The sequence below is a fragment of the Nonomuraea solani genome (genome assembly GCF_900108335.1).
In the GTDB taxonomy this organism is placed as follows: Bacteria; Actinomycetota; Actinomycetes; order Streptosporangiales; family Streptosporangiaceae; genus Nonomuraea; species Nonomuraea solani.
In genome coordinates, this window is record NZ_FNVT01000003.1 from 405912 (window position 1) to 430624 (window position 24713).

General features: G+C 70.4%; 25 protein-coding genes and 2 pseudogenes. 15 read left to right on the plus strand and 12 right to left on the minus strand.

The genetic code is table 11. From position 1 onward, the window contains the following. The first annotated feature begins 221 nt into the window (after nt 1–221). Nucleotides 222–3479, plus strand: a complete 3258-nt coding sequence (locus C4V41_RS12930) for a discoidin domain-containing protein (protein ID WP_200823934.1) — start codon at nt 222–224, stop codon at nt 3477–3479. Nucleotides 3480–3518: 39 nt separating this feature from the next. On the opposite strand, the gene C4V41_RS12935 is transcribed toward C4V41_RS12930, so the two are convergent. Then, nucleotides 3519–4391 (minus strand): PfkB family carbohydrate kinase, encoded by an 873-nt coding sequence (locus C4V41_RS12935; protein ID WP_103956066.1) that lies wholly within the window; start codon nt 4389–4391, stop codon nt 3519–3521. Between the two features lie 188 nt (nt 4392–4579). Here C4V41_RS12935 and C4V41_RS12940 point away from each other — a divergent pair, with 188 nt between their 5' ends. From C4V41_RS12940 to C4V41_RS12950, 3 genes are all read left to right on the plus strand, one after another. Continuing rightward, nucleotides 4580–5314, plus strand: a complete 735-nt coding sequence (locus tag C4V41_RS12940; RefSeq protein WP_103956067.1) for a hypothetical protein — start codon at nt 4580–4582, stop codon at nt 5312–5314. A gap of 141 nt (nt 5315–5455) precedes the next feature. Next, nucleotides 5456–6160 (plus strand): DUF4344 domain-containing metallopeptidase, encoded by a 705-nt coding sequence (locus C4V41_RS12945; protein WP_160150259.1) that lies wholly within the window; start codon nt 5456–5458, stop codon nt 6158–6160. Nucleotides 6161–6176: 16 nt separating this feature from the next. Further along, nucleotides 6177–6881: a maleylpyruvate isomerase family mycothiol-dependent enzyme gene (locus C4V41_RS12950; RefSeq protein ID WP_103956069.1), complete on the plus strand. Its 705-nt coding sequence runs from the start codon at nt 6177–6179 to the stop codon at nt 6879–6881. A gap of 31 nt (nt 6882–6912) precedes the next feature. Here C4V41_RS12950 and C4V41_RS12955 read toward each other — a convergent pair whose 3' ends face one another. After that, the gene (locus C4V41_RS12955) at nt 6913–7152 is read right to left on the minus strand and encodes a DUF3040 domain-containing protein (RefSeq protein ID WP_103956070.1); all 240 of its coding nucleotides are present in this window, start codon (nt 7150–7152) and stop codon (nt 6913–6915) included. Between the two features lie 124 nt (nt 7153–7276). Between C4V41_RS12955 and C4V41_RS12960 the strand changes: the two genes are divergently transcribed. Then, entirely contained in the window at nt 7277–7948 is a 672-nt protein-coding gene (locus C4V41_RS12960; RefSeq protein WP_103956071.1) for a TetR/AcrR family transcriptional regulator, read from the plus strand. On the opposite strand, the gene C4V41_RS12965 is transcribed toward C4V41_RS12960, so the two are convergent. From C4V41_RS12965 to C4V41_RS66080, 5 genes and pseudogenes are all read right to left on the minus strand, one after another. Further along, entirely contained in the window at nt 7945–8892 is a 948-nt protein-coding gene (locus C4V41_RS12965) for a DUF1152 domain-containing protein (protein ID WP_103956072.1), read from the minus strand. The genes C4V41_RS12960 and C4V41_RS12965 overlap by 4 nt on opposite strands. Before the next feature lie 3 nt (nt 8893–8895). Beyond that, nucleotides 8896–9141 carry a type B 50S ribosomal protein L31 gene (locus C4V41_RS12970; protein ID WP_103956073.1) on the minus strand — a complete coding sequence of 82 codons (246 nt, stop codon included), beginning with the start codon at nt 9139–9141 and terminating at the stop codon, nt 8896–8898. Nucleotides 9142–9169: 28 nt separating this feature from the next. Next, the gene (locus C4V41_RS65295; RefSeq protein WP_268808589.1) at nt 9170–9385 is read right to left on the minus strand and encodes an SDR family oxidoreductase; all 216 of its coding nucleotides are present in this window, start codon (nt 9383–9385) and stop codon (nt 9170–9172) included. Nucleotides 9386–9391: 6 nt separating this feature from the next. After that, nucleotides 9392–9439 (minus strand): annotated as a pseudogene (locus C4V41_RS66075) (hypothetical protein); the annotation flags it as partial. 67 nt (nt 9440–9506) lie between these two features. Further along, nucleotides 9507–9899 (minus strand): annotated as a pseudogene (locus C4V41_RS66080) (SDR family NAD(P)-dependent oxidoreductase); the annotation flags it as partial. A 48-nt stretch (nt 9900–9947) separates the two neighbouring features. Between C4V41_RS66080 and C4V41_RS12980 the strand changes: the two are divergent. The 3 genes from C4V41_RS12980 to C4V41_RS12990 all read left to right on the plus strand — a co-directional run bounded on the left by C4V41_RS12980 (nt 9948) and on the right by C4V41_RS12990 (nt 13372). Beyond that, on the plus strand, nt 9948–11156 hold the full coding sequence (locus C4V41_RS12980; RefSeq protein WP_235030093.1) for an MFS transporter: 1209 nt from the start codon (nt 9948–9950) through the stop codon (nt 11154–11156). A gap of 149 nt (nt 11157–11305) precedes the next feature. Then, nucleotides 11306–13117, plus strand: a complete 1812-nt coding sequence (gene recQ / locus C4V41_RS12985; protein WP_103956074.1) for a DNA helicase RecQ — start codon at nt 11306–11308, stop codon at nt 13115–13117. A gap of 54 nt (nt 13118–13171) precedes the next feature. After that, nucleotides 13172–13372 carry a hypothetical protein gene (locus C4V41_RS12990; RefSeq protein WP_103956075.1) on the plus strand — a complete coding sequence of 67 codons (201 nt, stop codon included), beginning with the start codon at nt 13172–13174 and terminating at the stop codon, nt 13370–13372. On the opposite strand, the gene C4V41_RS64145 is transcribed toward C4V41_RS12990, so the two are convergent. Next, a complete protein-coding gene (locus tag C4V41_RS64145; RefSeq protein WP_146103635.1) occupies nt 13369–13791 on the minus strand; it encodes a DinB family protein in 423 nt (140 codons plus the stop codon). The genes C4V41_RS12990 and C4V41_RS64145 overlap by 4 nt on opposite strands. 1060 nt (nt 13792–14851) lie before the next feature. Between C4V41_RS64145 and C4V41_RS13005 the strand changes: the two genes are divergently transcribed. Then, nucleotides 14852–16486: a CocE/NonD family hydrolase gene (locus C4V41_RS13005; RefSeq protein WP_103956078.1), complete on the plus strand. Its 1635-nt coding sequence runs from the start codon at nt 14852–14854 to the stop codon at nt 16484–16486. Nucleotides 16487–16937: 451 nt separating this feature from the next. After that, entirely contained in the window at nt 16938–17246 is a 309-nt protein-coding gene (locus tag C4V41_RS13010) for a hypothetical protein (RefSeq protein WP_146103636.1), read from the plus strand. 351 nt (nt 17247–17597) lie between these two features. On the opposite strand, the gene C4V41_RS13015 is transcribed toward C4V41_RS13010, so the two are convergent. After that, entirely contained in the window at nt 17598–18404 is an 807-nt protein-coding gene (locus tag C4V41_RS13015; protein ID WP_103956080.1) for an alpha/beta hydrolase, read from the minus strand. A 118-nt stretch (nt 18405–18522) separates the two neighbouring features. Between C4V41_RS13015 and C4V41_RS13020 the strand changes: the two genes are divergently transcribed. The 4 genes from C4V41_RS13020 (at nt 18523) to C4V41_RS13035 (ending at nt 21203) form a co-directional block, all read left to right on the plus strand. Continuing rightward, a complete protein-coding gene (locus C4V41_RS13020; protein WP_103956081.1) occupies nt 18523–19011 on the plus strand; it encodes a methylated-DNA--[protein]-cysteine S-methyltransferase in 489 nt (162 codons plus the stop codon). A gap of 241 nt (nt 19012–19252) precedes the next feature. Then, entirely contained in the window at nt 19253–19855 is a 603-nt protein-coding gene (locus C4V41_RS13025; RefSeq protein ID WP_200823936.1) for a 2OG-Fe(II) oxygenase, read from the plus strand. Then, entirely contained in the window at nt 19852–20577 is a 726-nt protein-coding gene (locus tag C4V41_RS65305) for an Ada metal-binding domain-containing protein (RefSeq protein ID WP_268808591.1), read from the plus strand. The genes C4V41_RS13025 and C4V41_RS65305 overlap by 4 nt, the downstream gene beginning before the upstream one ends. After that, nucleotides 20574–21203 (plus strand): alpha-ketoglutarate-dependent dioxygenase AlkB family protein, encoded by a 630-nt coding sequence (locus C4V41_RS13035; protein WP_235030095.1) that lies wholly within the window; start codon nt 20574–20576, stop codon nt 21201–21203. Before C4V41_RS65305 ends, C4V41_RS13035 begins: the two co-directional genes overlap by 4 nt. On the opposite strand, the gene C4V41_RS13040 is transcribed toward C4V41_RS13035, so the two are convergent. Genes C4V41_RS13040 through C4V41_RS13050 form a run of 3 tightly spaced genes read right to left on the minus strand, consistent with a single transcriptional unit; the run spans nt 21195 to nt 24161 of the window. Further along, nucleotides 21195–21869: a helix-turn-helix domain-containing protein gene (locus C4V41_RS13040; RefSeq protein ID WP_235030096.1), complete on the minus strand. Its 675-nt coding sequence runs from the start codon at nt 21867–21869 to the stop codon at nt 21195–21197. The genes C4V41_RS13035 and C4V41_RS13040 overlap by 9 nt on opposite strands. A 34-nt stretch (nt 21870–21903) precedes the next feature. Further along, the gene (locus tag C4V41_RS13045; protein ID WP_103956083.1) at nt 21904–22935 is read right to left on the minus strand and encodes an alpha/beta hydrolase; all 1032 of its coding nucleotides are present in this window, start codon (nt 22933–22935) and stop codon (nt 21904–21906) included. An 11-nt stretch (nt 22936–22946) separates the two neighbouring features. Continuing rightward, complete coding sequence (locus C4V41_RS13050; protein ID WP_103956084.1) at nt 22947–24161, minus strand: amidohydrolase family protein; 1215 nt, start codon at nt 24159–24161, stop codon at nt 22947–22949. Between the two features lie 103 nt (nt 24162–24264). On the opposite strand from C4V41_RS13050, the gene C4V41_RS13055 reads away from it, so the two are divergent. After that, nucleotides 24265–24711: an SRPBCC family protein gene (locus C4V41_RS13055; protein WP_103956085.1), complete on the plus strand. Its 447-nt coding sequence runs from the start codon at nt 24265–24267 to the stop codon at nt 24709–24711. Nucleotides 24712–24713: the final 2 nt, after the last annotated feature.

Genomic DNA, 24713 nt, shown 5'->3' on the forward strand with positions numbered 1-24713 from the left:
TACAGCGCAAGCGCTTGCAATGGCTTACGTCGATCGGACGTCATCGCTTGCGCCGCGTCCCAGGCGGGCTTCCGGCCCTTTATTGCCGTCTGACCAGCGATAGCGGGCTTTTCGACCCAACATCCACCAGTCAGATGTTTGCGAAATATCGTCGAAATATTGCGGTCATCTGCTCGACATCCTATGGTTCGGCCATCCGTCTTCCCCGAAGGGCCACCCCCATGAGAGCTCTGCTTGCCGCCCTTACGTTACTCATCGGATTTCTGGTCGCGCCGCCCGCGCACGCCGCGGCCGACACCAACCTCGCGGCCGGCAAGGCCGCCACCGCGAGCAGCACCAACGACGTCTACCGCGCCGCCAACGTGACCGACGGCGACCAGGCCACCTATTGGGAGTCGGCCAACGACGCCTTCCCGCAGTGGGTCCAGGTCGATCTGGGTTCCAGCGCGAGCGTGAACAGGCTGGTGCTCAAGCTGCCCTCCGGGTGGCCGAGCCGGACCCAGACGCTGACCGTCCAAGGGAGCACGAACGGCTCCACCTTCTCGACGATCGCCTCGGCCACCTACACGTTCAACCCGGCCGCCACCATCACCTTCGGCGCGGTGACCGCGCGTTACGTCCGCGTGCAGATCACCGCCAACTCCGGCTGGCCGGCGGGCCAGCTCTCCGAGTTCGAGGTCTGGGGCAGCGGGCCGGACGACCCGAGCACCAACCTGGCTCTGGGCAAGGCCATGGTGGCCTCCTCACACACCCACACCTACGTGGCCGCCAACGCCAATGACAACAACGTCCAGACCTACTGGGAAGGCGCCGCCTACCCGAACACGCTGACCGCGCAACTCGGCGCGAACGCGGACCTGACCTCGATCACGCTGAAGCTGAACCCCGACGGCGCCTGGGCCCGGCGGACACAGACGATCCAGGTGCTCGGCCGTGAGCAGAACGCGAGCGGCTTCACGAATCTCGTCTCCCAGGCCGTCTACACCTTCGACCCGGCGACGGGGAACACGGTGACGATCCCGGTGACGGCCAAGGCCGCCGACGTGCGGCTGCAGATCACCGCCAATTCCGGCGCACCCGGTGGGCAGGTCGCCGAGTTCCAGATCTTCGGCACGCCCGCCGCCAACCCCGACCTGACCGTGTCGAACCTGACCTCCTCGCCCGCCGATCCCGTCGAGACCGACGCGGTGACGCTGTCGGCCACGGTCAGGAACACCGGCACCGCGGCCGCCACGGCGACCTCGGTGAACTTCTACGCCGGGACCACCAAGGCCGGCACCGCCGCCGTGGGCGCGCTGGCCGCCGGGGCCTCCGCCACCGTGACGGCGAACATCGGGGCCAGGGACGCGGGGACGTACCAGCTCGCGGCCAAGGTGGACGAGGACGGCAAGGTCGTCGAGCAGAACGAGGCCAACAACGGCACCACCGGCACCCTGACCGTCAGGCCGGTCGACACCGCCGACCTGATCGCCTCCCCCGTGGCCTGGGCGCCGGGCAATCCGGCGGCGGGCACCACGGTGACGTTCTCGGTCGCGATCAAGAACCAGGGCACCGTCGCCTCCAGCGGCGGCTCCCACGGCGTCACGCTCACCGTCACGAACGACTCGGGCACCGTCGTCAAGACGCTGACCGGCTCGACCGGCGGCGCGATCGCCGCCGGAGCCACCACCAGCCCGGTGAGCCTGGGGACGTGGACGGCGGCCAACGGCAAGTACACGGTCAAGACCGTGCTCGCCGACGACGCCAACGAGCTGCCCGTCAAGCGCGCCAACAACACCAGCACGCTGCCGCTGTTCGTGGGGCGTGGCGCGAACATGCCGTACGACACGTACGAGGCCGAGGACGCCGCGATCGGCGGCGGCGCGGCCCGCGTCGGACCGAGCAGGGAGATCGGCACCATCGCCGGCGAGGCGTCGGGACGCCGCGCGGTGACGCTCGGCCAGACCGGCGCCTACGTCGAGTTCACCACCAGGGCGCCCACGAACACCCTGGTCACCCGCTTCTCGATGCCCGACGCGGCGGGCGGTGGCGGCCTCAACTCCACCCTGAACGTCTACGTCGACGGCACCTTCCTCAAGACCATCAGCCTGACCTCCCGCTACGCCTGGCTCTACGGCCCCGAGGCAGGACCGAACAACTCCCCCGGCTCAGGACCGCCCCGGCACATCTACGACGAGGCGAACCTGCTGCTCGGCACCACCGTCCCCCAGGGCAGCAAGATCAGGCTGCAGAAGGACGCGGCCAACACCCTCACCTACGCGATCGACTTCGTGGACTTCGAGCAGGTCACGGCGGCCGCGAACCCGGATCCGGCGAAGTACGCCGTACCGGCCGGATTCTCGCACCAGGACGTGCAGAACGCGCTCGACAAGGCCCGCCTGGACGCCAATCTGACCGGCGTCTACCTGCCAGCGGGCGACTACCAGACGAGCGGTAAGTTCCAGGTGTACGGCAAGGCCGTCAAGATCGTCGGCGCCGGCCCCTGGTTCACCCGGTTCCACGCCCCCTCCGGGCAGCAGAACACCGACATCGGCTTCCGCGCCGACGCCACGGCCAACGGCTCGACGTTCGCGGGCTTCGCCTACTTCGGCAACTACGTCGAGCGCATCGACGGCCCCGGCAAGGTGTTCGACCTGTCGAACGTGGCGAACATGACCATCGACAACATCTGGGCCGAACACCAGATCTGCCTGCTGTGGGGCACGAACACCGACAACCTGACGATCAAGAACTCGCGCATCAGGAACGTGTTCGCCGACGGCCTGAACATGACCAACGGCAGCACCGGCAACCACGTCACCAACATCGAGACCAGGTCCACGGGCGACGACAGCTTCGCGCTGTTCTCGGCCATCGACAACAACTCGGGCGAGCAGTCCGGCAACGTCTTCGAGAACCTGACCTCGCTGCTGACGTGGCGGGCGGCGGGGCTGGCCGTGTACGGCGGGTACGACAACACCTTCAGGAACATCTACGTGGCGGACACGCTGGTGTACTCGGGGGTCACGATCAGCTCGCTGGACTTCGGGATCCCGATGCACGGCTTCGGCGCCAGCCCGCCGACGACCTTCGACAACATCTCGCTGGTCAGGGCCGGTGGGCATTTCTGGGGGCAGCAGACGTTCCCGGCGATGTGGCTGTTCTCCTCGTCGAAGGTGTTCCAGGGGATCCGGGTCAGCAACCTGGACATCGTGGACCCGACGTACAGCGGGATCATGTTCCAGACCGGCTACTCCAGCCCCGCGACACCGTTGAACCCGGTCAGGGACACGATCCTCACGAACGTGTCGATCAGCGGGGCGCAGAAGAGCGGTGACGCCTTCGACGCGAAGTCGGGGTTCGGGATCTGGGTGAACGAGCTGCCCGAGCCCGGTCAGGGGCCCGCGGTCGGGGCCGCGACCATCAACGGGCTGCGGTTCGCGAACAACCATCAGAACATCAAGAACACGACCTCGACCTTCACCCTGACCGTCAACTGACCTTCTGAAGGGGGAGGCGGGTGGTCGCCGGCCGTACCTCTAGAGTTCGGCTCTGGTGGGGAGGCCCTGCCAGTCGCTGACGCTGGTCACCGCGGCGGCGCTCAAGAGCGCCCCGCGGTGCAGGCGTTCCTGGGGGATGAGGCCGTCGAGCGCCGCGCTGATGTAGCCGGCCGCGAACGCCTCCCCCGCGCCCGCCGTGTCCACGACCGGCACCTGCCAGCCCTGTACGTCGTACCGCATCCGATCGGCCCGCACGCTGGCCCCCTTGACGCCGCGGTCCACCACGACCTCCCGCTCCGGCGTGAGCGCGGGCTTGACCAGGTCGAGCTCGTCCTGGCGGAGGAAGAGCAGGTGCGAGTCGCAGGCCAGCTCGCTGAGCACCTCCTCGGCCTCGCGTACCGACGGCCACAGCTCGGGGACGTACTCGACCGCGAACGACACCATCACCTCGGCGTTCCTGGCCGCGCTCACGGCGGCCCGCACGGCGTCGAGCGCGTCCCTGCCCAGCCCGGCGGTGATGCCGGTGACGTGGAGCATCTTCGAGGCGGCGATCCGGTCGATCGGTACGTTGCCCGGCGCCAGCATCGAGCCCGCCGAGCCGGCGCGGTAGTGCGTCATCTTGGGTTCGCGCGCGACGCGCGACTCCCGCAGGACCAGCCCGGTGTGCCAGCCCTCGGTCACGCGCACGTCCTCGACGTCCACGCCCTCACCCTTGAGTACGGTGAGCGCCCTGGCGCCCAGTTCGTCGGCGCCGAGCTTGCCCAGGTACGCGGCCTGGTGCCCGAGCCGGGCCAGGGCGATGGCCAGCGTGAACTCGGGCCCGCAGACGTCCAGCCTGGCCTCGGTCTCGTGCCTCACCCGGCCACTTGAGACGACACCCAACGGCTCACCGAGCGTGTAGACGTCCGTCATGGCCCAGACTGTAGCCGGTCAGATCACGACATAACCGATTTTTCGGTATAAGCCCTGGTTAAACACGTGATCAAATATTTTCTGTAACTTTTGCGAACCTTTCCATGTCTTCGTGGCTCAAAGTAGTAGAGGAGCGGGCACCCCGAGCCCGCTCTGAAGTCAATACGGGGAGAGGAATCAGCACCCTCATGAGAAAGATCGCAATTGGAATCATCTCCGCCTTCGTGGGCGGGGCCATGCTCGTGTCGGGCGCCGGCGCCGCTTCCGCGGACCGGACGGACACGCAGCTCAAGATTCGCGACATCACGCCGAACCCGGTCGTGGTGAAGGCCGGTTCCGAGACGACCGCGTACTTCGACATCGGCGCGAGCTCCGACGTCAAGAAGGTCGAGCTCAGCGTGGCCCCCGAAGAGGGCATGCGCACGATGCGGACCAAGGACGTCCGTGACCTCGAGGGCTGGCGTTTCGCCATCGGCTTCAACGAGAACGACGCGGCCGGCAAGTGGAAGGCCACGGCCGTCGCGTTCGACAGCGCCGGCAAGGAGATCGCCAAGGACTCCGCGTTCTTCGCGGTCGACGTCCAGAAGGGCAAGGCCGAGACGCGGATCTCCCGCTTCACCGCCGACCCCTACAAGGTCCGCAAGGGCAAGTCGATCTACTTCTCCGGTCGCCTCCAGGTTGACGAGGACGGCTGGGAGGGTGTCCGCGGTGAGCGCGTGAACATCTACCACCGCGCCAACGGCTCCAGCGGCTGGAAGTACGTCGCCGGTGCCAACACCAAGTGGGGCGGCAAGTTCTACGCCAAGGCTCGTGCCTACAAGAGCGGCACGTTCCGCGCCGTCTTCAGCGGCTCTGACGAGCTCGATGGCGCCACGAGCCGCACGGACTACGTGCGGGTCTACGGCTACGGCTGGCGTCGATAGTTTCTCTCGCGGAGGCCCGGTCCCTGGGGGGCCGGGCCTCCGGCATTTCCGGAATCTTTTTGCCTTCCGGAGGTTTATCGATCACGCAATCGCCGCAGGGTGATTCCCATTGCGATGATCGACCCCCGAAGGAGCACTCGTATGGCGCACCCCGTGATGGCCCTCGTCCTGAGCGTGACGAGCACACTGGGGGCGGCGCCGGCGCCAGAACTATCCGTCCGCTACGAGCGTGCCGGGTCGCCGAGCGCCGAGCAGGCCAGGGAGGCGCTGAAGGAGAGCAAGGTCCTGAAGACGCGGATCCGGCTGCCGGAGAGCATCGAGGTGGTCGCCCGCGACTGCGACGAGCCGACGGCCTCGTGGGACCACGACAAGCGCCAGATCACGATCTGCTACTCGATGGTCGGCAAAATCCGTACCACCATCAAGGGCCTGTCGGAGACCGAGGAGACGAGCACCAAGGCCGCGGCCACCCGCCTGGACGGCGCGCTGACCGTGCTCTTCCACCACGAGCTCGGCCACGCCCTGACCACGCTGAACGGCATGCAGGACAGTGACGAGCAGGCCGACCGGTTCGCCGCGCTGACGCTCGCGGCCGACGCCCCCAAGCGCGTGGTGGCCGCCGCCGAGGCCCGCCACCTGCTCGCCGGGCACATCGGTGGCGAGCACCTGTCCGGGCTCGAAGAGTCCGCCACGTTCGCCTGCCTGCTGTACGGCTCCGACCCCGGCAAGTACGCCCGGATCGTCAAGGGCGGCTGGGTTCCCGCCGAGCGGGCGCCGTCCTGCGCCGGCGAGTACGACCGGGTGAAGTCGGCCATCGGCTCCATGGCCGTGAAAGCCGGCACGTAGCGGGTAGCGTCCCGGTATGGCCGAGGATCTGCTGAGAGACTTCAACCCGTTCGACATCTTCGACGCCGAGGCCGACCGGCTCGACCGGTTCTTCTCGGGGCTCGACGAGGCCGGATGGCGGCGGCCGTCACGGGCCGGCGGCTGGTCGGTGCGCGACGTGCTGGCGCATCTGGCGGGCGAGGAGCTCTACAACCACGCCTGTCTCGACGGGACCGTACAGGAGCTGATGGGGCGCCTGGCCGACGAGGGCATCACCGGGTTCAACGACTTCAACGAGTGGTGTGTACGGCAGCGCCGCGACCTGCCGGTCGAAGAGGTGCTGGCCGAGTGGCGCGCCAAGAACGGCGAGACGCGCCGGCGCATGCGCGAGCTGGGCCCCGGCGGGCCGCTCGACACGATGGCCGGGCCCTATCCGGCGGGGCTGCAGACCTTCCACTACGACTCCGAGTACGCCACCCACGCCGACGACGTCGGGGCGCCCGTCTCCGAGAAGGAGGCCGAGGACCGGACGTTGTGGCGGGTGGCGGTGGGCCGGTTCGCGCTGGCCGAGCAGGACTCCAAGGTGCAGGTGGAGCGGACGGCCGACGAGATGTTCGTGGCCGTGGACGGGCTGACCGCCACGATGCCCTACCACGAGTTCGTCGAGGCCACCGTGGGCCGCCTGTCCGGTTCGCACGGGCTCGACCCGCGCATCGCCTCGTCATTGCGGTGCCTGGCCTGACGGCTCACGTCGTCAGGACGGCCAGCAGCACTCACGTCGTCAGGACGGCCAGCAGCAGGAGCACGATCACCAGGGCGCCGACCGAGAAGATCACCCAGACGTGCGCCAGCGCCCACATGCGAAACCGGTCGTTACAGGCCCGCGGGAAGACGTCTCCGCCGGACTCGATCCGGTTGATCGCGGCCACGCGCCTGGCCAGCTCGGGGTCCTCTCGTTCGAGGGCGCGCTCGATCTCAGCGAGTATGCGGCGTTCCCTTCCGGAGAGACTCATCCCACCACCACTTGCTCTCACGCCGGTGCCTGGCTTTTACCCACCGGTCGTCGTCGCATGCCACGCCCTTGACAACTCACCGTGACGCGATGTGCCGGAATGGGAACGCAGGGATACTGAGAGGATGTCCACCCCGCGACAGCGCTACCGCGAGCAGGTCAGGAGCGAGATCAAGCGGGCCGCGCTCGCTCAGGTCGGCTCCGGCGGGGCCGCGGCCCTGAGCCTCAACGCGGTGGCCAGACAGCTCGGCATGACGGGCCCGGCGATCTACAAGTATTTCGACGGCCGCGACGACCTGCTCACCGAGCTGATCCTCGACGGTTACGGCGAGGCGGCGGCGGCCGTCCGCGCGGGAGTGTCCGAGGGCGCGCCGCGCGAGCGGCTGCACGCGCTGGCCGGCGCCCTCGTCGGCTGGGCGCTGGCCCATCCGCACCTGTTCGAGCTGGTGACCGGCACTCCGTCGCCCGGCTACCGCGCGCCGCCGGAGAGCGTGCGGCGGGGCAGGGAGGTGCTCGGGCCGTTCTTACCGGTCTTCGGCCTGGGCCGGTGCGGGCCGGCCGCCGAACCGCTGCGGGAGCAGGTGCGGCGCTGGGTCGAGGAGACGCCGGAGGTGGCGGCGTGGGTGCGCGCGCACGCGCCCGGCGCCGACGCGGCGACGGCGCTGACCGGCACCATCCTGGCGTGGTCCCGCCTCCAGGGGATCCTGGCGCTGGAGGTCCACGGCCGGTTCGTCAATGTTGGGCCCGCGCTGGTCACCGCCGAGATGGACACGCTGGCCGACGCGATGAACCTCTAGTGCGGGAACGCCTTGGGCGGGCGGGGCGTGATCTCGTCGCGGAAGTCCTCGATGAGGCTGACGATCTGGCGCATGAGCACGGTGTTCTCCAGGCGGTCCAGATAGAGCGAGCGCTTGGCCAGGGCGTCGAGGTCCACGGCGAAATAGAGCGCCATGAGCGGGTTGATGAACAGCTCGCTGTTCCTGGTCCTGTCGGTGAAGCGCACGTCGCCGAACTCGCCGCGCACGGCGGCCGCGATCGAGCCGTTCACGATGCTGGGGTAGGCCGGCAGCTCCGCCTGCGCGTGGGCGACGGCGTCGAGGTAGAGGGCGCCCGCCTTCGTGACCCTGGAGACGGAGAACGCGCCCAGGTAGGCGCCCTCGCGTTCGAGCGCGGCGAGGTTCTCCAGCACCTGTACGTGGTTGACGCCGTGATAGGCGTCCACGCCGAACCCCAGGCAGGCCACGATCTTGTCCGGAATGTCGAGGCCGTGGACCGCGGCCAGGCTCGCCATGTCGTCGGCCGGGGTCCCGAGGCCGGCCTCGTCGCCGCGCATCAGGATGTCGGTGCCGCCGTCGACCAGCACGATCGTGTCGAGATCGAGGTACTCGGCGAGCTTGGCGTAGGCCGCGCGCAGGGGGCGGACACCGATCTTGGGGAAGGCGTACACGGTGGCGGGCTGGCCGTGTTTCGCGAGCCAGCGGGACAGGCAGCCTTCGGGGAAGTACCAGTCGCGGGCGGAGGTGTCGGGATGGATCTCGGCGACGTCCTCGGCCAGCCAGACGTCGAGGTCGAGGGCGTCGAGGTGGCTGAAGGACAGGTTGGCCAGGTGGACCTCTTTGCCCGCTTCTCTGAGGGTCAGGGCGAGAAATAATCCGGCGTACACGTCGGAGCCACCGCCCGCCCCGGCGACGAGAATCCGGTGGGAACGCTCGAGCCGGGCGGTCAGAGGGGTGCCTAACATGCGTCACATCTTTCCGTACCTCTGCTTGAAGCGCTCGACGCGTCCGGCCGTGTCGAGGATGCGGCCGCGGCCCGTGTAGAAGGGGTGGCTGGCGGACGAGACGTCCACGTCGATGACGGGGTAGGTCCTGCCGTCCTCCCATTCGACGGTGGCGGCGCCGCTCAGGGTCGAGCGGGTGAGGAAGGCGAAGCCGGCGCTCGGGTCGCGGAAGACGACCGGGCGGTACGCGGAGTGCAGGTTCTTCTTCATGGCCCGTGCAACCGTGTGACAACGGTTTTCATTCCCTGGCTTCCGGATCCATTCCGAGCACCGTGCGGCCGCCGTCCACGGGGATCGTGGCGCCGTTGACGAAGGCGGCGTCCTCGGACAGCAGGTGCGCCACGACGGAGGCCACCTCGGCGGGCGTGGCGACCCGGCCCAGGGGGTGCAGCCTGGCCAGTTCCTCGGTCAGCTCGTCCCGGTAGCGCTCGGTGGCCACCGAGCCCGGGGCCACGGCGTTGACGCGGATGCCGTGCCTGCCGTACTCGACCGCCAGCGCCCTGGTCAGCCCCTCGGTCCGCGGCCTTCGCCGTCGAGTAGGGCAACGCGCCCGGCACCGCCCTGGTGGCCTGGTGCGAGGTCACGTTGACGATCGCGCCCGGCGTACCGGCGGCCAGGAAGTGGCGTACGGCGACGGCGCAGCCCACCACCGCCAGGTCCAGGTTGGCCGCGATCAGGGCCCTGACCTCGGAGATCGGGGACGAGTGCACGGAGGCGTCGCGGAAGACGGCGGCGTTGTTGACCCAGCCCGCCAGCGGGGCCGCCTCCTGGGCCAGGTCGGCGGCCCAGGCGGCGACCTCCTCGTCGGCCGCGTCGCCGATCAGCGGGATGACCCTCGGGCCGGCCCAGTCGAGCGCGCGGGGGTCGCGCTCGATGACGACCACGGTGTCCTTTTCATGGAGAAGCCGTTCCACCACCGCCCTGCCGATGCCACGTCCGCCACCCGTCACCACGTACGAAACGCTCATGACCTGACGCTATGCCCGGAGTGACTTGTTTCACCGTATTGCCGGCTGGTGAACGGGAACGAAAGAGGGGTGATCGCCACCGCCGGATCGAAGCCGCCCGCGCGCATGATCGGTGCACTTGCCATCACCCAGACCGCCGGATATGGCGTGCTTTATTACGCGTTCTCGGTGTTCATCCCGCCGATGTCGCGCGACCTGCACGCCGGGGTCGCGCAGCTCACCGGGGCGATCACGCTGTCCGTGCTGGTGTCGGGCCTGGTGGCGCCGCTCGTCGGGCGCTGGCTGGACCGGCACGGCGGGCGAGGGCTGATGACGGTGGGGTCGGCGCTGGGCGCGCTCGCGGTGCTGGCCTGGTCGCAGGTGCGCTCGCTCGTACAGCTCTATCTGGTGTGCGGAGTGCTGGGCGTGGCGTCGGCGATGGTCCTGTACGAGGCCGCGTTCGCGGTGATCGTCGCCTGGTTCGACGCGGCGCGGCGGGCACGGGCGCTGCTGGCGGTGACGGTGGTGGCGGGGTTCGCCTCCAGCATCTTCCTGCCGCTGACCGGGTTCCTGGCCGAGGCCTATGGGTGGCGGCAGGCGCTGGTCATCCTGGCCATCGGGTACGCGCTGACCGCCGTCCCGCTGCACGGGCTGGCCGTGCGGAGCCGGGCGGCGCCGCCGCACACCGACCGGCGGGAGATCGTCGGGGCGGCGGTGCGCGAACGGCCGTTCTGGCTGCTGGCGGCCGCCTTCCTGACCCAGACGGGCGCGGTGGCGGTCATGGGGGTGCTGCTGGTCACGTACCTGATCGTGCTCGGACATCCGCCGGTGTTCGCGGCCGGCGTGGCGGGGCTGCTGGGCGTGCTGTCGGTGACCGGGCGGCTGGTCACCACCGGGCTGCAGACGCGGTGGCCGGTGGCGGTGATCACGGCGGTCATGTTCGGGCTGCAGGGGCTGGCGGCGGTGCTGCTGCCGCTGGTCGGGCGGAGCGTGGCGGGGGCGGTCGTGGCCGTGGTGCTGTTCGGGCTGGGGTTCGGGGTGGCCACGATCGCCCGTCCCGCGCTGCTGGCCGACCGGTACGGCACCGCCGCGTACGCGTCGCTGAGCGGGGCGCTCGCACTGCCCATCACCGTCGCCAAGGCCATCGCGCCGCTGCTGGCGGCCGGGGTGGCGCAACTGGCCGGGTATCCGGCGGTGATGGGGGCGGTGGCGGCGGCGTGCGGGCTCGGGGCGGTGGCGCTGATCTTCTATCGGCGTACGGAGGGGGCCGTGGCTTGAGTACGGTAGTGGCTGGTTCCACGACCTCTCCGCCGTCGGCGGACGTGACCGGCTTTGAGGCCGCTGGCTTCGGGGCCACTGGCTTTGGGGCCGCTCCGCCATCGGCGGAACTGACGAACGGTCAACCCACGAACACGTAAGGTAGCCGCATGGATACCCCCACCGAGGTTCTGCACCGCGTGTTCGGCTACGACTCGTTCCGGGAGGGTCAGCAAGAGATCATCGATCACGTGGTGGGCGGGGGCGACGCGCTCGTCCTGATGCCCACCGGCGGCGGCAAGTCTCTCTGCTACCAGATCCCCGCCCTGGTGCGCCGTGGCGTGGGGGTGGTCATCTCCCCGCTGATCGCGCTGATGCAGGACCAGGTCGACGCGCTGCGGGCGCTCGGCGTGCGGGCGGGGTTCCTCAACTCCACGCAGGACTTCGACGAGCGGCAGCTCGTGGAGTCGGAGTTCCTGGCCGGCGAGCTCGACCTGCTCTACCTCGCCCCCGAGCGGCTGCGGGTGGACGCCACGCTGCGGCTGCTGGCCAAGGGCGACATCTCGGTGTTCGCCATCGACGAGGCCCACTGCGTGGCGCAGTGGGGCCACGACTTCCGACCCGACTACCTGGAGCTGTCGCGGCTGCACGAGCTCTGGCCCGACGTGCCGCGCATCGCGCTGACCGCCACCGCCACCCCCGCCACGCACGCCGAGATCTCCTCCAGGCTCGGCCTCGAACAGGCCCGACACTTCGTGGCCAGCTTCGACCGGCCCAACATCCACTACCGCATCACGGCGAAGAACGAGCCGAAGCGGCAGCTCCTGGAGTTCCTGCGGAGCGAGCACGACGGCGACTCCGGCATCGTCTACTGCCTGTCGCGGTCGTCGGTGGAGAAGATCGCGGAGTTCCTGGTGGACAACGGGATCGCGGCGGTGCCCTACCACGCGGGCCTCGACGCCCGCACCCGCGCCCTGCACCAGTCCCGCTTCCTGCGCGAAGACGGGCTGATCGTGGTCGCCACGATCGCGTTCGGCATGGGCATCGACAAGCCCGACGTGCGGTTCGTGGCCCATCTCGACCTGCCCAAGTCGCTGGAGGGCTACTACCAGGAGACCGGGCGGGCGGGGCGCGACGGGCTGCCCGCCAGCGCGTGGATGGCCTACGGGCTCAACGACGTGGTGCAACACCGGCGCATGGCCATGGAGGGCGACGAGGCGCACCGCCGCCGCCAAGTGCTGCACCTCGACGCGATGCTGGCGCTGTGCGAGACCGTGACCTGCCGCCGGATCATGCTGCTCGACTACTTCGGGCAGAAGGACTCCCAGCCGTGCGGAAACTGCGACACCTGCCAGACGCCGCCCGAGTCGTGGGACGGCACCGTTCCCGCCCAGAAGGTGCTGTCGGCCGTGCTGCGACTGGCGCGCGAGCGGCGGCAGAAGTTCGGAGTCGGGCAGGTGGTGGACATCCTGCTCGGCAAGAAGACCGCCAAGGTGCTGCAGCACGGGCACGAGACGCTGACGGTGTTCGGGGTGGGCGACGACCTGGGCAACGCGGAGTGGCACGGCATCGTGCGGCAACTGCTGGCGCAGGGGCTGCTGGCGGTGGAGACCGACTACGGGGCGCTGGTGCTGACCGACGACAGCGCGGGGGTGCTGCGCGGGCAGCGCGAGGTGCTGCTGCGCCGCGACACGCTGCGCCCGGCCCGGGCCAAGACCTCCTCCTCCGCCAAGGCCGCCGCCCAGGTCGAGCTGCCCGCCGAGGCCGCTCCCGTCTTCGAACGGCTGCGGGCGTGGCGGGGAGCCACCGCCAAGGAGCAGGGCGTCCCGGCCTACGTCATCTTCCACGACGCGACGCTGCGCGAGATCGCCACCCGGGCGCCCACGTCACTGGCCGAGCTGAGCCAGGTGAACGGGGTGGGCGAGAACAAGCTGGCCAAATACGGCGAACAGGTCCTGGAAACACTCCGCGAGGCCCCCTGACCGGCGTTCCCGTAGCCCGCGATCGGCCCGGCGATCCATACGGTGATCTATGCGGTGATCTATATGGTGCTCGACGTGGTGATGGCGACGGCCGCACGAAGAACGGTCGTCGCCACCACGTGGGTCGGCCTGGGCCGCTGGCGCGCCGCCTCGCGGACCTGGCCGGACGGGCTCCCCGTGAAGTGGTCCGAGATGTCGTACAGGATGATCGTACGGCGTTCCGGCGGGAAATGCGGGGTGAGCGGGGCCCTTTAGTTGCAGACGAACCAGTCCGGCCGCCGGCCCAGGTAAGCCAGCAGGTGATCCTGCGCGGGCGCATACGCCGGCACCGCCACCGGACGCCCGAACCTGGACGGGCGGTCGTGGGGGGTGATGAGCAGCAGGGCCAGGTCCAGCAACTCCTCGGCCATGGGCGCCGGAATCGGCCGCCGCTCACCACAGGCCGTGGCCACGTCCCAGCCATGCACGGCGATCTCGATCGCACCGACGGCGGCCACCATGGGGCTCGTCAGGTGGCGATCACCAATGGCTATCGGCCCACCGGCGAGCACAGCCGCCCACCGACCCAGCACCTCGGCCGCACCGTCCCGCAACAGAAGCGCCGGATTCCCAACACCGGCATCCAGGGGCACCCGTTGATACGGAACAGCCCCTTGCCCCGACGTGCGCCGCAAGACGCCTCTTCGATCCACGCCCCGACCCGAAACACCCCCCAAGTCAGCGTGCTGACCCACAACGCTTCCTCGATCCACGCCCCGACCTGAAACGTCCCCCAGGTCAGCGTGCTGACCCACAACGCTTCCTCGATCCACGCCCCGATCCGAAACAGCACCCCGGCTACCGGGCTGACACGCCGCAGACCCTCGGTTCATGCCGTGTCCCGGCCCGGCCCCCGGATCGGCCCCCGGATCGGCAGACCCCCGATCCATGTCACGCCCCGGAACGGCCTCTTCACTGGCGGCCTTGTGCACGCCGGACCCGCAATCCTGACCGGCGGCCTGGCTCGCGGCGCGCCCCCGATCCACGCCATAGCCCAGCACTGGCGCTTGGTCGGTGGTGTGGTGGATCTTGGGGGTGGCGTATCGAGGTGGGATGGGTGGTGGTGAGGGTGGGTGGATGTGGCCGGTGGCGGCTTCGTTCAGCGTGTGGAGGGAGTCGTCCAGGTGCTCCAGTAGCTGTTGGAGGTTCCAGCCCGCGCATGGTGTGGCGCGGCAGAGGGCGGCCGGGGTCACCAGTCGCAGGCTGCCCAGCGTGTAGTTGATCGCCCGTTCCAACAGCGCAACACCTGCCGCCAAAGCCTGTCCCTGCTCGCTCATGTCGCCTCCTCAAGATTGCAGACCCGGGAAACCGTCGAAACTCATCGGCCCGGAGCGCTCACTGGGCGAGTCGTACGCTCGTCCCGGAGTCCCGGAGTCCCGGAGTCTCGGAGGGCTGGTCGTACGCTCGGCCCAGGCCCCAGGTGGGGCTGGTCGTACGCTCAGCCGAAGCCCTGGCGGGCGGGCGCGACGAGCTCCCCGGGCCCCGGGCGGGGATAGGCCGGCGGGGGCGGGTCGGGCGGGGGTGGGTCGGGTGCTCGGCCCGGAGTCCTGGCCGAGCGGGGCGTACGTTCGGTCCGGAATTCTGAGCGCGTGGGTCGTACGCTCAGCCCGGAACCTCGGCAGGGCGGGCGTACGCTCGGCCCGGAGCCCTGGCGGGGCGGGTCGTACGCTTGGGGGCGGAGCGAAAGGATCTGTCATGGGCGTGCTCAGCAGACTGTTCGACCGTTTCCTCGACCTTCCCCCGGCCTCGACGCCCGACGTCGAGGTCACCCGTGACCTGCCCGTGCCGATGCCCGACGGCGTCGTGTTGCTCGCCGACCGTTATCGGCCGCGTGGTGCGGGGCCGTTGCCGGTGGTGCTGATGCGTACCCCGTACGGGAAGCACAAGTTCGATGCCAAGGGCACCGCTCGGGTCCTGGCCAGGCGGGGGATGCAGGTCGTGGTGCAGAACGCCAGAGGGACGTTCGGCTCCGGCGGCCGGTTCTCGGCCTTTCATCAGGAAAAGGACGATGGCCTGGCCACGGCCGCGTGGTTGCGGGAGCAGGGCTGGTGCGACGGGCGGCTGGCGATGGCGGGGGCGAGCTACGTCGGGTACACGCAGTGGGCGGTCGGGCCCTATCTCGATCCGCCGCTGGAGGCCATGTGCCTGGGGGTGACGGCCAGTGAGTTCAGGACGACGTTCTATCCGGGCGGGGTTTTCGCGCTGCACAATCTGCTGACGTGGGCGGCGCTGATCGGTACGCAGGAGGAGGCGCGCTGGGGCGGTCTGCTGCCCGATCCGCGCCGGGAGCGCTCGGTACGCCGGGCGATGGCTCACGTGCCCATCGGCACCTCCGACATGGCCGCGATCGGCAGGCGGGTGCCGTTCTTGCGGGAGGCGGCCGCGCACACCGACGCGGACGACGCGTTCTGGACCGAGACCGACAACAGCGCCGCCGCCGTCAGGATGACGACCCCGACCAGCATGGTCACCGGCTGGTGGGATCTGCTCCTGCCCGCGCAGCTCCGCGACTTCGCCGCGCTGCGCGAGGCCGGGCGGCGCAGCCGGATCCTGATCGGGCCATGGGGGCACGACCTGGGGGCGCTGCGGGCGCTGCTCAGCGACGAGGTGTCGTGGTTGTCGGCCCACCTGCTCGGCGACACCGCCCAGCTCCAACGCCCACCGGTACGGCTGCACCTGCAGCGGGCCAACCGGTGGCTCGACTTCGACCGGTGGCCGCCCGAGCAGTCCAGGCCGACGCCGCTCCACCTGCTGCCGCATCGCGGGCTCGGCTGGGACGTGCCGCCGGGTGAGGGTGGCGGGCCCGACCGGTTCGAGTACGATCCGGCGCGGCCTACGCGGTCGCGGGGCGGTCCGCTTCTGGACATGCGTGTGTCGAAGCAGCGCGACAATCGCGACATCGAGCCTCGTTCCGACGTGCTGGTGTACACGGGGGCGCCGCTCCCCCGCGATCTCGACCTGATCGGGCCCGTCTCGGCCACCGTGTACGTGCGGACCGACACCGGGTACGCCGACCTCTTCGTCCGGGTGTGCGACGTGGACGCTTCCGGGGTCTCACGGAACGTCACGGACGGGATTCTGCGGCTGCCTTCCGGAGGTGAAGGGGTGGTGCGGGCCGAGGTCGAGCTGCATCCGACGGGGTATCGGTTCCTGCGGGGGCATCGGCTGCGGGTGCAGGTGGCGGGCGGGGCGTTTCCTCGGTTCGCGCGTAACCATGGGACTGGGGATCCGGTGGAGTCGGCTGTACGGACGCGGGTTACGCGGTTCGAGATCTTCCATGACGCGGAGCACCCGTCGGCCGTTACGTTGCCGGTGTTCGGCGGTCATTAGGCGGCTGGAACCTTTTGCCCTGGGGTCGAGTAGTGGGAGGTGGAAGAAGAGGAAGGTCCGGGGTTGAGGAGGTCTGATGGGGCTGTCGGTGTTGGGGGCGGCTGCTTCGGGGGTGGCCGCTTGGCGGGCGACTGCTCGGCGGGGAGCCGGTTCGAGGATGGCCGGTTCGACGGTGGCCGGTTCGACGGTGGCCTTGGGAGTGGCCGTTTTGGGGGTGGTGCTGGTGGCGGGGTGCGGGGGTTCCGTGGCGTCGCAGTCCGGCTCTGCTCAGGGTTCCGGACCGGCGGGACCGGTTGGGTCGGCCGGGCCTGTGGGCACGGACGGGGCCGTGGGAAGTCCGGGGGCGAGCCGTGGGTCTGCGGTGCCGGAGGTCGCGCCGACTCCGAGCCCGGTCGTTGCGCGGGAAGGGTGTCGTGGCAGCCGCATCCTGATGGGGGCGGGATTTCCCGAGGTGCAAGGGACGGCTCGGGATGCCGAGTTGTGGGGGCTGTTGTTCATCGCCGAGCCCCCGCTCGCCAGTGGCAGGGAGGTCAAGATCGTGTGGCGGATGACCGGGGAAGGGCCGTTGAAGGTGAAGGGCACCCTCCCCGATGGCACCGCCGCCAAGCTGGTCTGGGGTCCCGAGATGCACGGCGGGTCGAGTTGGCGGCGGCCCGGGCAGGAGTGGGGCACCGGGCTCAGGTTCCCGAAGCCCGGATGCTGGAAGATCGAGCTCACCCGCACCCGAGGTTCGGGCCACGTCTGGTTGCCTGTCAAGTAAGGCGCGGCCGATAGAGTGCCCGGTCAGGTGAGGGCACGATCGACCGGGTGCCCGTCAGGTCGGTCCGGTGACCGTCCCGTCAGGTCGGTCCGATGGTCGGCCGTCGGTTGAGGGCACCGTCCATCGGGTGCGCGTCGCGTTAGGTGGCGGCCCGCTGGGCACCCGCCGCATGAGGGTCCGGTCCGTTCGGTGCACGTCACGTGAGGGCGCGGCCCGCTGGGCACCCGCCGCATGAGGGCGCGGTCCGTTCGGTGCACGTCACGTGAAGGGGCGGTCCGTTCGGTGCACGTCACGTGAAGGGGCGGTCCGTTCGGTGCACGTCACGTGAAGGGGCGGTCTGTGGGGTGGTCGTCAGGTGAGGGTGCGGTCGATGAAGGTCGTTACGTCGTCGAGAACCTCGTCCTTGTTGGTCTCGTTGAAGACCTCGTGCCTGGCCCCCGCGTAGATCCGCTCCGCGAAGTCCGTGCCCTTGACGGTTTCGATGCCGGCACGGCTGCCGGGCAGGGGGACGAGTTGGTCGTCGTCGCCGTGCACCCACAGCGTGGGCAGTGCTCCGAAGGTGCCGCTCTTGGCGATCGTGGTCAGTGTCGTCGCGAACGCCTCCAGAGTGGTGCGCTTGAACGGGCCGTGCCAGACCAGCGGGTCGGCGGCGTACGCGGTGCCGATCGAGAGGTCGCGGGAGAGCGTGGCCGGGTCGATGGGTACGTCCGGCGGCACCTCGTACGCCAGAAGCGCCGGCACCACCGCCCATTCGCCGATCACCGGCCCGGACAGGACGAGGGCGGCCAGGCCGGAGCCGTAGCGCTGGGCGTAGCGGGCCGCGATCATGCCGCCCATCGAGTGGCCGATCACCACGACCGGTACCCCCGGGTGCTCGGCCCTGGCGCGCTCCTCGACGGCGTGTACGTCGGTCACCACGTCTTCGAAGTCCTCGACGAGCACCCGGTCGCCCTCGGACTTGCCGTGGCCCATGTGGTCAAGGCCGTAGACGGCGGCGCCGTGGCGGACGAGGCGGTCGGCGACGTACTCGTACCGGCCGATGTGCTCCCCATAGCCGTGCACCAGGACGGCGAGGTAGCGGGGCCGGTCATGGGGCCATTCGCGGGCCACATTGCGTCCCCTGGTTCCGGTGAAGGTGTGCTCGCGCGACTCCGCCATGCTCACTCCTAGCTCGAAATTGCGGTGAGCGTACGCCGTCCCTGCCTGATCGTCCAATTGGTGGCCGCGATGTCCGAAAATCGCTGACTTTCGGGGAGGCGGCGGTGTTGTAGAAGGTATGGACATCTACACCACGATCGACAGCCCGCTGGGTGAGATCCTGTTCGCCGGCGACGGCTCTGCGCTGACGCGCGTGTCGTTCGACGTGGCCGCCGTACGGGCGGGGTGGCGGCGTGAGCCGGCCGCGTTCGCCGAGGCCGAGCGGCAGTTGGGCGAGTACTTCGCGGGCGAGCGCACCTCCTTCGACCTGCCCGTCGCCGCGCGTGGCACCGCGTTCCAGGAGCGGGTGTGGGCGGCGATGGCGACGATTCCGTACGGCACCACGACCTCCTATGGCACGCTGGCCGCCCGCGTGGGCGCGCCCGCCGACCGGATCCGGGCGGTCGGAGCGGCCGTCGGGGCGAACCCGCTGCTCGTCGTCCTGCCCTGCCACCGCGTGGTGGCCGCCAACGGCGCCCTGACCGGGTACGCGGGCGGCCTCGAACGCAAGCGTGAGCTGCTCACGCTCGAAGGCGTGCTGCAGCCGCAGCTCTGGAGCACGTCATGAAGGCCGACCAGATGGCGCTGATCACCAGCGCCGACCAGGCGGCGCCGATCGCCAAGGCCGACCAGGCGCTGCTGAACACGGAGACCGACCGGGCGACGCTGGACACGGAGGCCGACCGGGCGCTGCTGAACACGGCGGGCGGCCAGGTGGCGCCGATCGCGAGCGCCGACTGGAGGAAGCTGGCCGCCGAGCTCGACGCGTACGGGTGTGCGCTGACCCCGCAGGTCCTCACGCCCGAGGAGTGCGGGGAGGTCTCCGGCCTGTACGACGACGTCCGCTTCTTCCGCTCCACCATCGACATGGAGCGCTACCGGTTCGGCTCCGGGCAGTACCGGTACTTCGACCACCCCATTCCACCCTGGTCCAGCGGCTGCGGGCGGCGTTCTACCCGCGACTGCTGCCGATCGCCCGTGACTGGGCGGCCCGGCTGGGGCAGCCCGCGCCCTGGCCGGACGACTTCGGTGAGTGGCTGGACATGTGTCACCAAGCCGGGCAGACCCGGCCGACGCCCATCCTGCTGCGGTACCGGGAGAACGACTGGAACGCCCTGCACCGCGACCTGTACGGGGATCTGGTGTTCCCGCTGCAGGTCGTGATCGGGCTGGACCGGCCGGGCGAGGACTACACCGGGGGCGAGTTCCTGCTGGTGGAGCAGCGGCCCCGGGCGCAGTCGCGGGGCACGGTGACGCTGCTGCCGCAGGGCCACGGACTGATCTTCACCACCCGCGACCGGCCGGTACGGTCGTCGCGGGGCTGGTCGGCCTCGCCGGTGCGGCATGGCGTGAGCACTGTACGGTCCGGGCTGCGGCACACGCTGGGGCTCGTCTTCCACGACGCCAAGTGAGGTACACGCTGATCGGCCCCGATGGCCGCCCGTATCCGAGCCCTGTGCCCGGCACGCTGGGCGGACATCGCGGGGCCCGGCTGTACGGGCGGCTCGACTGCCCGTCGGCGCTGCGGGCCATCGCCGGTGGGGGATATGTCAGGAATCGGGCGTTCTTCGCAGACGCCGCCACGGCGATGGCCGCCGGGTACCGGCCATGCGCCGTCTGCCTGACGGAGGAATACCGGAGGTGGAGGAAGCACCGGGAGCGGCGGGCGGCGCCTGGTGAGCCCGCCCGGGAGATACCCGCCGTCATCCAGCCCGGCGCCATTGAGCTGGCGCGGGTGGTGGAGTTGCTTCGAGGGGCGCAAACGGTGGTCGTCGGGCATGGGCGTGGGGCCGGAGGGGTGGTGGAGGCGTTTCAGGAGGTCTGGGAAGGGACTGTGCTGGCGGTGGTGAGCTGGCCGGAGGTGGCGGCCTCGTGGTTGCGGCAGGCCAGGCGGTTCGTCGCCGGCGAGCCCGATGCCTGGGTGGTGGCCGGGGCGGCGCGGGGGTGGGCCGGGATGAGTGAGCGGTTGCGGCGCAGCACCGACTGGGATCCGTCCCGTACGGTCGGGTTCGCGGACACGGCCGGCGCCGTGACGATGGCGCCGCCTGGGACACTGGAGGGCATGCGCGGCGCCGACCATGACGGGAATGTGTGGCGAATCGGTCGTAACGTGATATTTCGGGAAGAGTCGTGATCAGGGAGATCGCCCCCGGCGCGGTGCACGTGCCCGGCTGGCTCACCATCGACGAACAACGGCACCTCGTCCAAGCGTGCCGCGCCTGGGCCACGGGCCCGGTGCCGATCCGGCACACCGTCCTGCCCAGAGGCGGCGTCATGTCGGTGCGGACCGTCTGCCTGGGCTGGCACTGGCAGCCGTACAAGTACACCCGCCACGCCCACGACGTGAACGGCCGCCAGGTCGCGGACTTCCCCGAATGGCTGGGCGACCTCGGCCGCCGCGCCCTGGAAGAAGCCTATGGCCGCCCCAGCGAGGCGTACGCCCCCGACACCGCCCTCATCAACTTCTACGACGGCCAGGCCAAGATGGGCATGCACCAGGACAAGGACGAGAAGTCCGACGCCCCGGTGGTCTCGCTCAGCATCGGCGACACCTGCCTGTTCCGCTTCGGCAACACCGAGACGCGCGGACGGCCGTACACCGACGTCCAGCTCGCCTCGGGCGACCTGTTCGTGTTCGGCGGGCCGTCGCGCTTCGCCTATCACGGCGTGCCGAAGGTCTACCCGGGCACCGGCGACCCGGCGACCGGCCTGGCCTCCGGCCGCCTCAACCTGACGCTGCGGGTCACCGGCCTAGCGTGAGTAGCCGAACTCGTCGTCGGAGAGCGTGCGCCGCAGCGTCCGCAGGACCTTGGCGGGGTCATCCCCCGGTCCCTGTACGTAGTAAGGCTTGCCCAGCAGCCCGAAGGTGACCGACGAGCCGCCCTCCCACTTGCCCAGCAGGTCGGACCCCGCCCCGAACTGCGCGTCCGGCTCGAACCCGAGCGTGCGCGCGTAGTCGATCGACCCGAAGACCAGCTCCCTGGCCAGCTCGATCGGCGCCTCCTGCCAGCCCGGATATTCGCCGAAGAAGTATTCGCGGAACCGCAGCAGGTCGCGGTCGTTGATCACGTCGGGGCCGATGGCGTTCTTCACGCCCATGCAGTAGACGTCGGCGAGGAAGCCGCACGCCTGCAGCCGGTCCCAGGAGTGCCGCCGGGCGACGAGCACGGACACCATGCCGCCCACGCCCGACTCGGGCGCCTCGTCCACCCAGCCGTGCGCCCTGTCGAGGCCCAGCCCCTCGCTCCAGCCCACGTTGATCCAGCAGCCGACGACCTCGGCCTCGCCGGTGGTGCCGGCGCTCTCCTCGGCGATGGCCCGCACGAGCGGCGCCACGACCGAGGGCGACACCTTGAGCGCGCGGGCGATCTCCTTGGGAGAGCGGCCCTGCAGGCGCAGCTCGCGTACCTGCTCTTTCAAGTCCATTGCGGCAGCCTAGCCGTCCACGGCACCAGGCGGCTCAGGTGAGACGGCGGGCCAGCCAGGCGAGGGCGAGCGGGTAGCGGTATTCGATGGCGCCGTGACCCGCGTCGAAGAGCTCGAAATAGACCCGCTCCTCCGGTACGCCCGCCGCCTCCACCGCCCGATGGAACGCCACGGCGCCGAAATCGAGGAAGTATTCGTCCCGGTTTCCGGCGTCCACCCAGATGCCGCGCATGGAGCGCAGCGCCTCGGCGTAGCGGGGCTCACGCGCCATGACGACGGGGTCGCAGGCCAGCCACCGCTCCCACACCTCGGGCACGACCGCGCCGGTGTCGTCGAAGGGAATCCGTACGGTGCCGTCCGCGTCGGCGGAGTAGGCGGACGCGTAGGCGTACATCTCCAGCAGCTCCAGGTCCCCCTCCTTGGTGCCGGCGAGCCGGCCACGGAAGTCGGCGAGGAACTTGTCGTACGAGCCGTCGTACATGTCGCGCAACCTGCGCGCCAGCTCCGGGAACGACCGCCGCGACGCGACCTCGAACAGCGCGTCACCGGCGTGCGTGGCCAGCGCCCCGAACACGTCGGGCGCCAGCATGGCGGTCACCATGGCCCCGTAGCCGCCGCTGGACTTGCCGGTGATCGCGCGGTGGTCGCGGTCGGCGATCGTGCGGTAGTGCTCGTCCACCCACGGCACGACCTCGTCGCGCAGGTAGGAGTGGTACGGCCCGGTGGCGGGCGAGTCGAGGAACTGGCTGCCGCCGAACGAGGTCCACGCGTCCACGTACACGACGATGGCGGGCGGCACGTCGCCGCCGGCGAACAGGGCGTCGGCCAGCTCGGGGTACGGCTGGCGGAACGGCGCCCGGTTCAGCCACATGGCGACGTGGCCGGTGTAGCCGAGCAGCACGTAGATGGCGGGGTAGCGGCGGCCGGGCTCGTCGTCGTAACCCGGCGGGACGTACACCATCAGCGGCCGCTCGTGCGGGTCGCCCAGCGGGTTGCCGCGCAGCAGCGTGCTGTCGACGACGCGGTGGTCGAGGCGGCCGGCCAGCTCGGCGGACCAGGGCAGCATAGAGGTCTCCTTCAGCCAACGGACGAGGTCACTGTGTCGACGCCCGTCTGTCCGACGGAGCGCCCTGAGACCAGCACGAGCACGAGGTCGCGCAGGTCGGCGATGCGTTCGAGGGGGTCGCCCCTGACGGCGATGAGGTCGGCCCGCTTGCCGGGATCGAGGCTGCCGGCGACCTGGCCCAGCCCGCAGGCGTCGGCGGCGAGCACGGTGGCCAGTTCGATGATCTCCGCGTTGCCGTAACCGGCCATCGCGAACACCTCCAGGCCCCCGACGTAGCCGTCGGTCCTGTTGGCCACCCCCTCCGAGGCGAACCCGGCGTCGGTGCCCGCGATGAGCCGGACCCCGGCCTCCCGCATGGACGTGATCGACCGCAGCCAGTCGTCGACCATCGACGGTCCGTACGCGTCGCGCAGCCGCCAGTACACGCCGTGGACGGTCGGGCAGACGTAGATGCCGCTGGCCGCCACCACGTCGGCCAGCGCGGGGTCGTAGTCGTGGCCGGACGCGGTGAAGAACGTGCAGTGCTCGATGGTGGTGACGCGTGCCTCGACGGCGCTGCGGATCGACGCGTGCGCGTGGGCGTGCGCGGCGACGCCCTTGCCGCGCAGGGCGGCCTCCTCGACGACGACGCGCAACTGCCGGGTGTCGTACTGAGGCTCCCAGCTCGGCGGCGCGCTCGGCGTCATCAGCCCGCCCGAGGCCATCACCTTCAGGCAGTCGGCGCCCGCGCGCAGATTTTCCCTGGCCACACGGCGGATGGCGGGCTCGTCGTCGGCCTCGCCGCCCATGTACCAGCAGTGGCCGCCGGTGATGGTGATCGGCCTGGTCGCGGCCACGATGTGCGGCCCGACGGCCAGGCCCTCCTCGATCGCGTCGCGCAGCGCCAGGTCGAGGAAATTGCGCGCGCCGAGGTCACGGGCGGTGGTGACGCCGGCGGAGACGAGCTTGCGGGCGTTCTCGGCCATCCGCAGCAGCAGGCGGTGGTCGCTCTCGGGGCTGCGCCGGGTGACGGGGTCGACCTGGGCGTCGAAGCCGAGGTGGACGTGCGCGTCGACCAGGCCGGGCAGCACCGTACAGCCGGGCAGGTCGAGGACCTCGCCCGCCTCCCCGGCGCTGCCGCGCGGCCCCACGGAGACGATCGTGGCGCCGTCGATGAGGACCTCACCGTCCTTGATCGACTCGCCGGGGCGGCCGGTGAGCACCTGGGCGGCGCGGATGATCCTCATGCGATCCACACTGCCACGCCCCTTAAGGCCCCGAGAAGGGGATCGTAAGCGCCTCCGGAGACCTTGGAGACATCGCAGCGCCGAGCCCCGGAGGATCGAGACGATGACCCAGACCGCCGAATACCACCTCACCCGCCACTTCGACGCGCCCCGCGAGCTGGTGTGGGCCGCCTGGACCGAGCCGGAGCGGTTCTCCCGCTGGTTCGGCCCCACGACGCTGGCCACCCCGGTGGGCCGGATCACGCTGGACGCCCATCCCGGCGGGGTGTGGCGGGCGACGTTCGTGGGCGAGGAGGGGTTCGAGGTGACGCTCGACGGGACGTACCGGGAGGTGGCGGCGCCGGGGCGGCTGGTGTTCACGACCGGCGACCCCGACGACCCGGGCGACGGGCCGGCGTCCGTCGTGACGATCGGCCTCACCGAGGTGGACGGCGGGACGGAGATGCACTTCCACCAGTACGGCGTCAACACCGACCAGGAGCACGCCGAGGGCGCCAAGGAGGGCTGGATGGAGTTCTTCGACCGGCTGGCCGAGCACGTCGCGGCCTAGCC

Excerpts from the sequence above, each read along its gene's own strand:
- C4V41_RS13050 (WP_103956084.1), bottom strand. The coding sequence starts at position 24,161 with ATGAGGATCATCCGCGCCGCCCAGGTGCTCACCGGCCGCCCCGGCGAG.
- C4V41_RS13005 (WP_103956078.1), top strand. The coding sequence starts at position 14,852 with ATGGGCGTGCTCAGCAGACTGTTCGACCGTTTCCTCGACCTTCCCCCG.
- recQ (WP_103956074.1), top strand. The coding sequence starts at position 11,306 with ATGGATACCCCCACCGAGGTTCTGCACCGCGTGTTCGGCTACGACTCG.
- C4V41_RS12950 (WP_103956069.1), top strand. The coding sequence starts at position 6,177 with ATGGCCGAGGATCTGCTGAGAGACTTCAACCCGTTCGACATCTTCGAC.
- C4V41_RS13020 (WP_103956081.1), top strand. The coding sequence starts at position 18,523 with ATGGACATCTACACCACGATCGACAGCCCGCTGGGTGAGATCCTGTTC.
- C4V41_RS12935 (WP_103956066.1), bottom strand. The coding sequence starts at position 4,391 with ATGACGGACGTCTACACGCTCGGTGAGCCGTTGGGTGTCGTCTCAAGT.
- C4V41_RS13015 (WP_103956080.1), bottom strand. The coding sequence starts at position 18,404 with ATGGCGGAGTCGCGCGAGCACACCTTCACCGGAACCAGGGGACGCAAT.
- C4V41_RS13055 (WP_103956085.1), top strand. The coding sequence starts at position 24,265 with ATGACCCAGACCGCCGAATACCACCTCACCCGCCACTTCGACGCGCCC.
- C4V41_RS13045 (WP_103956083.1), bottom strand. The coding sequence starts at position 22,935 with ATGCTGCCCTGGTCCGCCGAGCTGGCCGGCCGCCTCGACCACCGCGTC.
- C4V41_RS12955 (WP_103956070.1), bottom strand. The coding sequence starts at position 7,152 with ATGAGTCTCTCCGGAAGGGAACGCCGCATACTCGCTGAGATCGAGCGC.
- C4V41_RS12930 (WP_200823934.1), top strand. The coding sequence starts at position 222 with ATGAGAGCTCTGCTTGCCGCCCTTACGTTACTCATCGGATTTCTGGTC.
- C4V41_RS12940 (WP_103956067.1), top strand. The coding sequence starts at position 4,580 with ATGAGAAAGATCGCAATTGGAATCATCTCCGCCTTCGTGGGCGGGGCC.
- C4V41_RS13040 (WP_235030096.1), bottom strand. The coding sequence starts at position 21,869 with ATGGACTTGAAAGAGCAGGTACGCGAGCTGCGCCTGCAGGGCCGCTCT.
- C4V41_RS12960 (WP_103956071.1), top strand. The coding sequence starts at position 7,277 with ATGTCCACCCCGCGACAGCGCTACCGCGAGCAGGTCAGGAGCGAGATC.
- C4V41_RS12965 (WP_103956072.1), bottom strand. The coding sequence starts at position 8,892 with ATGTTAGGCACCCCTCTGACCGCCCGGCTCGAGCGTTCCCACCGGATT.
- C4V41_RS12945 (WP_160150259.1), top strand. The coding sequence starts at position 5,456 with ATGGCGCACCCCGTGATGGCCCTCGTCCTGAGCGTGACGAGCACACTG.
- C4V41_RS12970 (WP_103956073.1), bottom strand. The coding sequence starts at position 9,141 with ATGAAGAAGAACCTGCACTCCGCGTACCGCCCGGTCGTCTTCCGCGAC.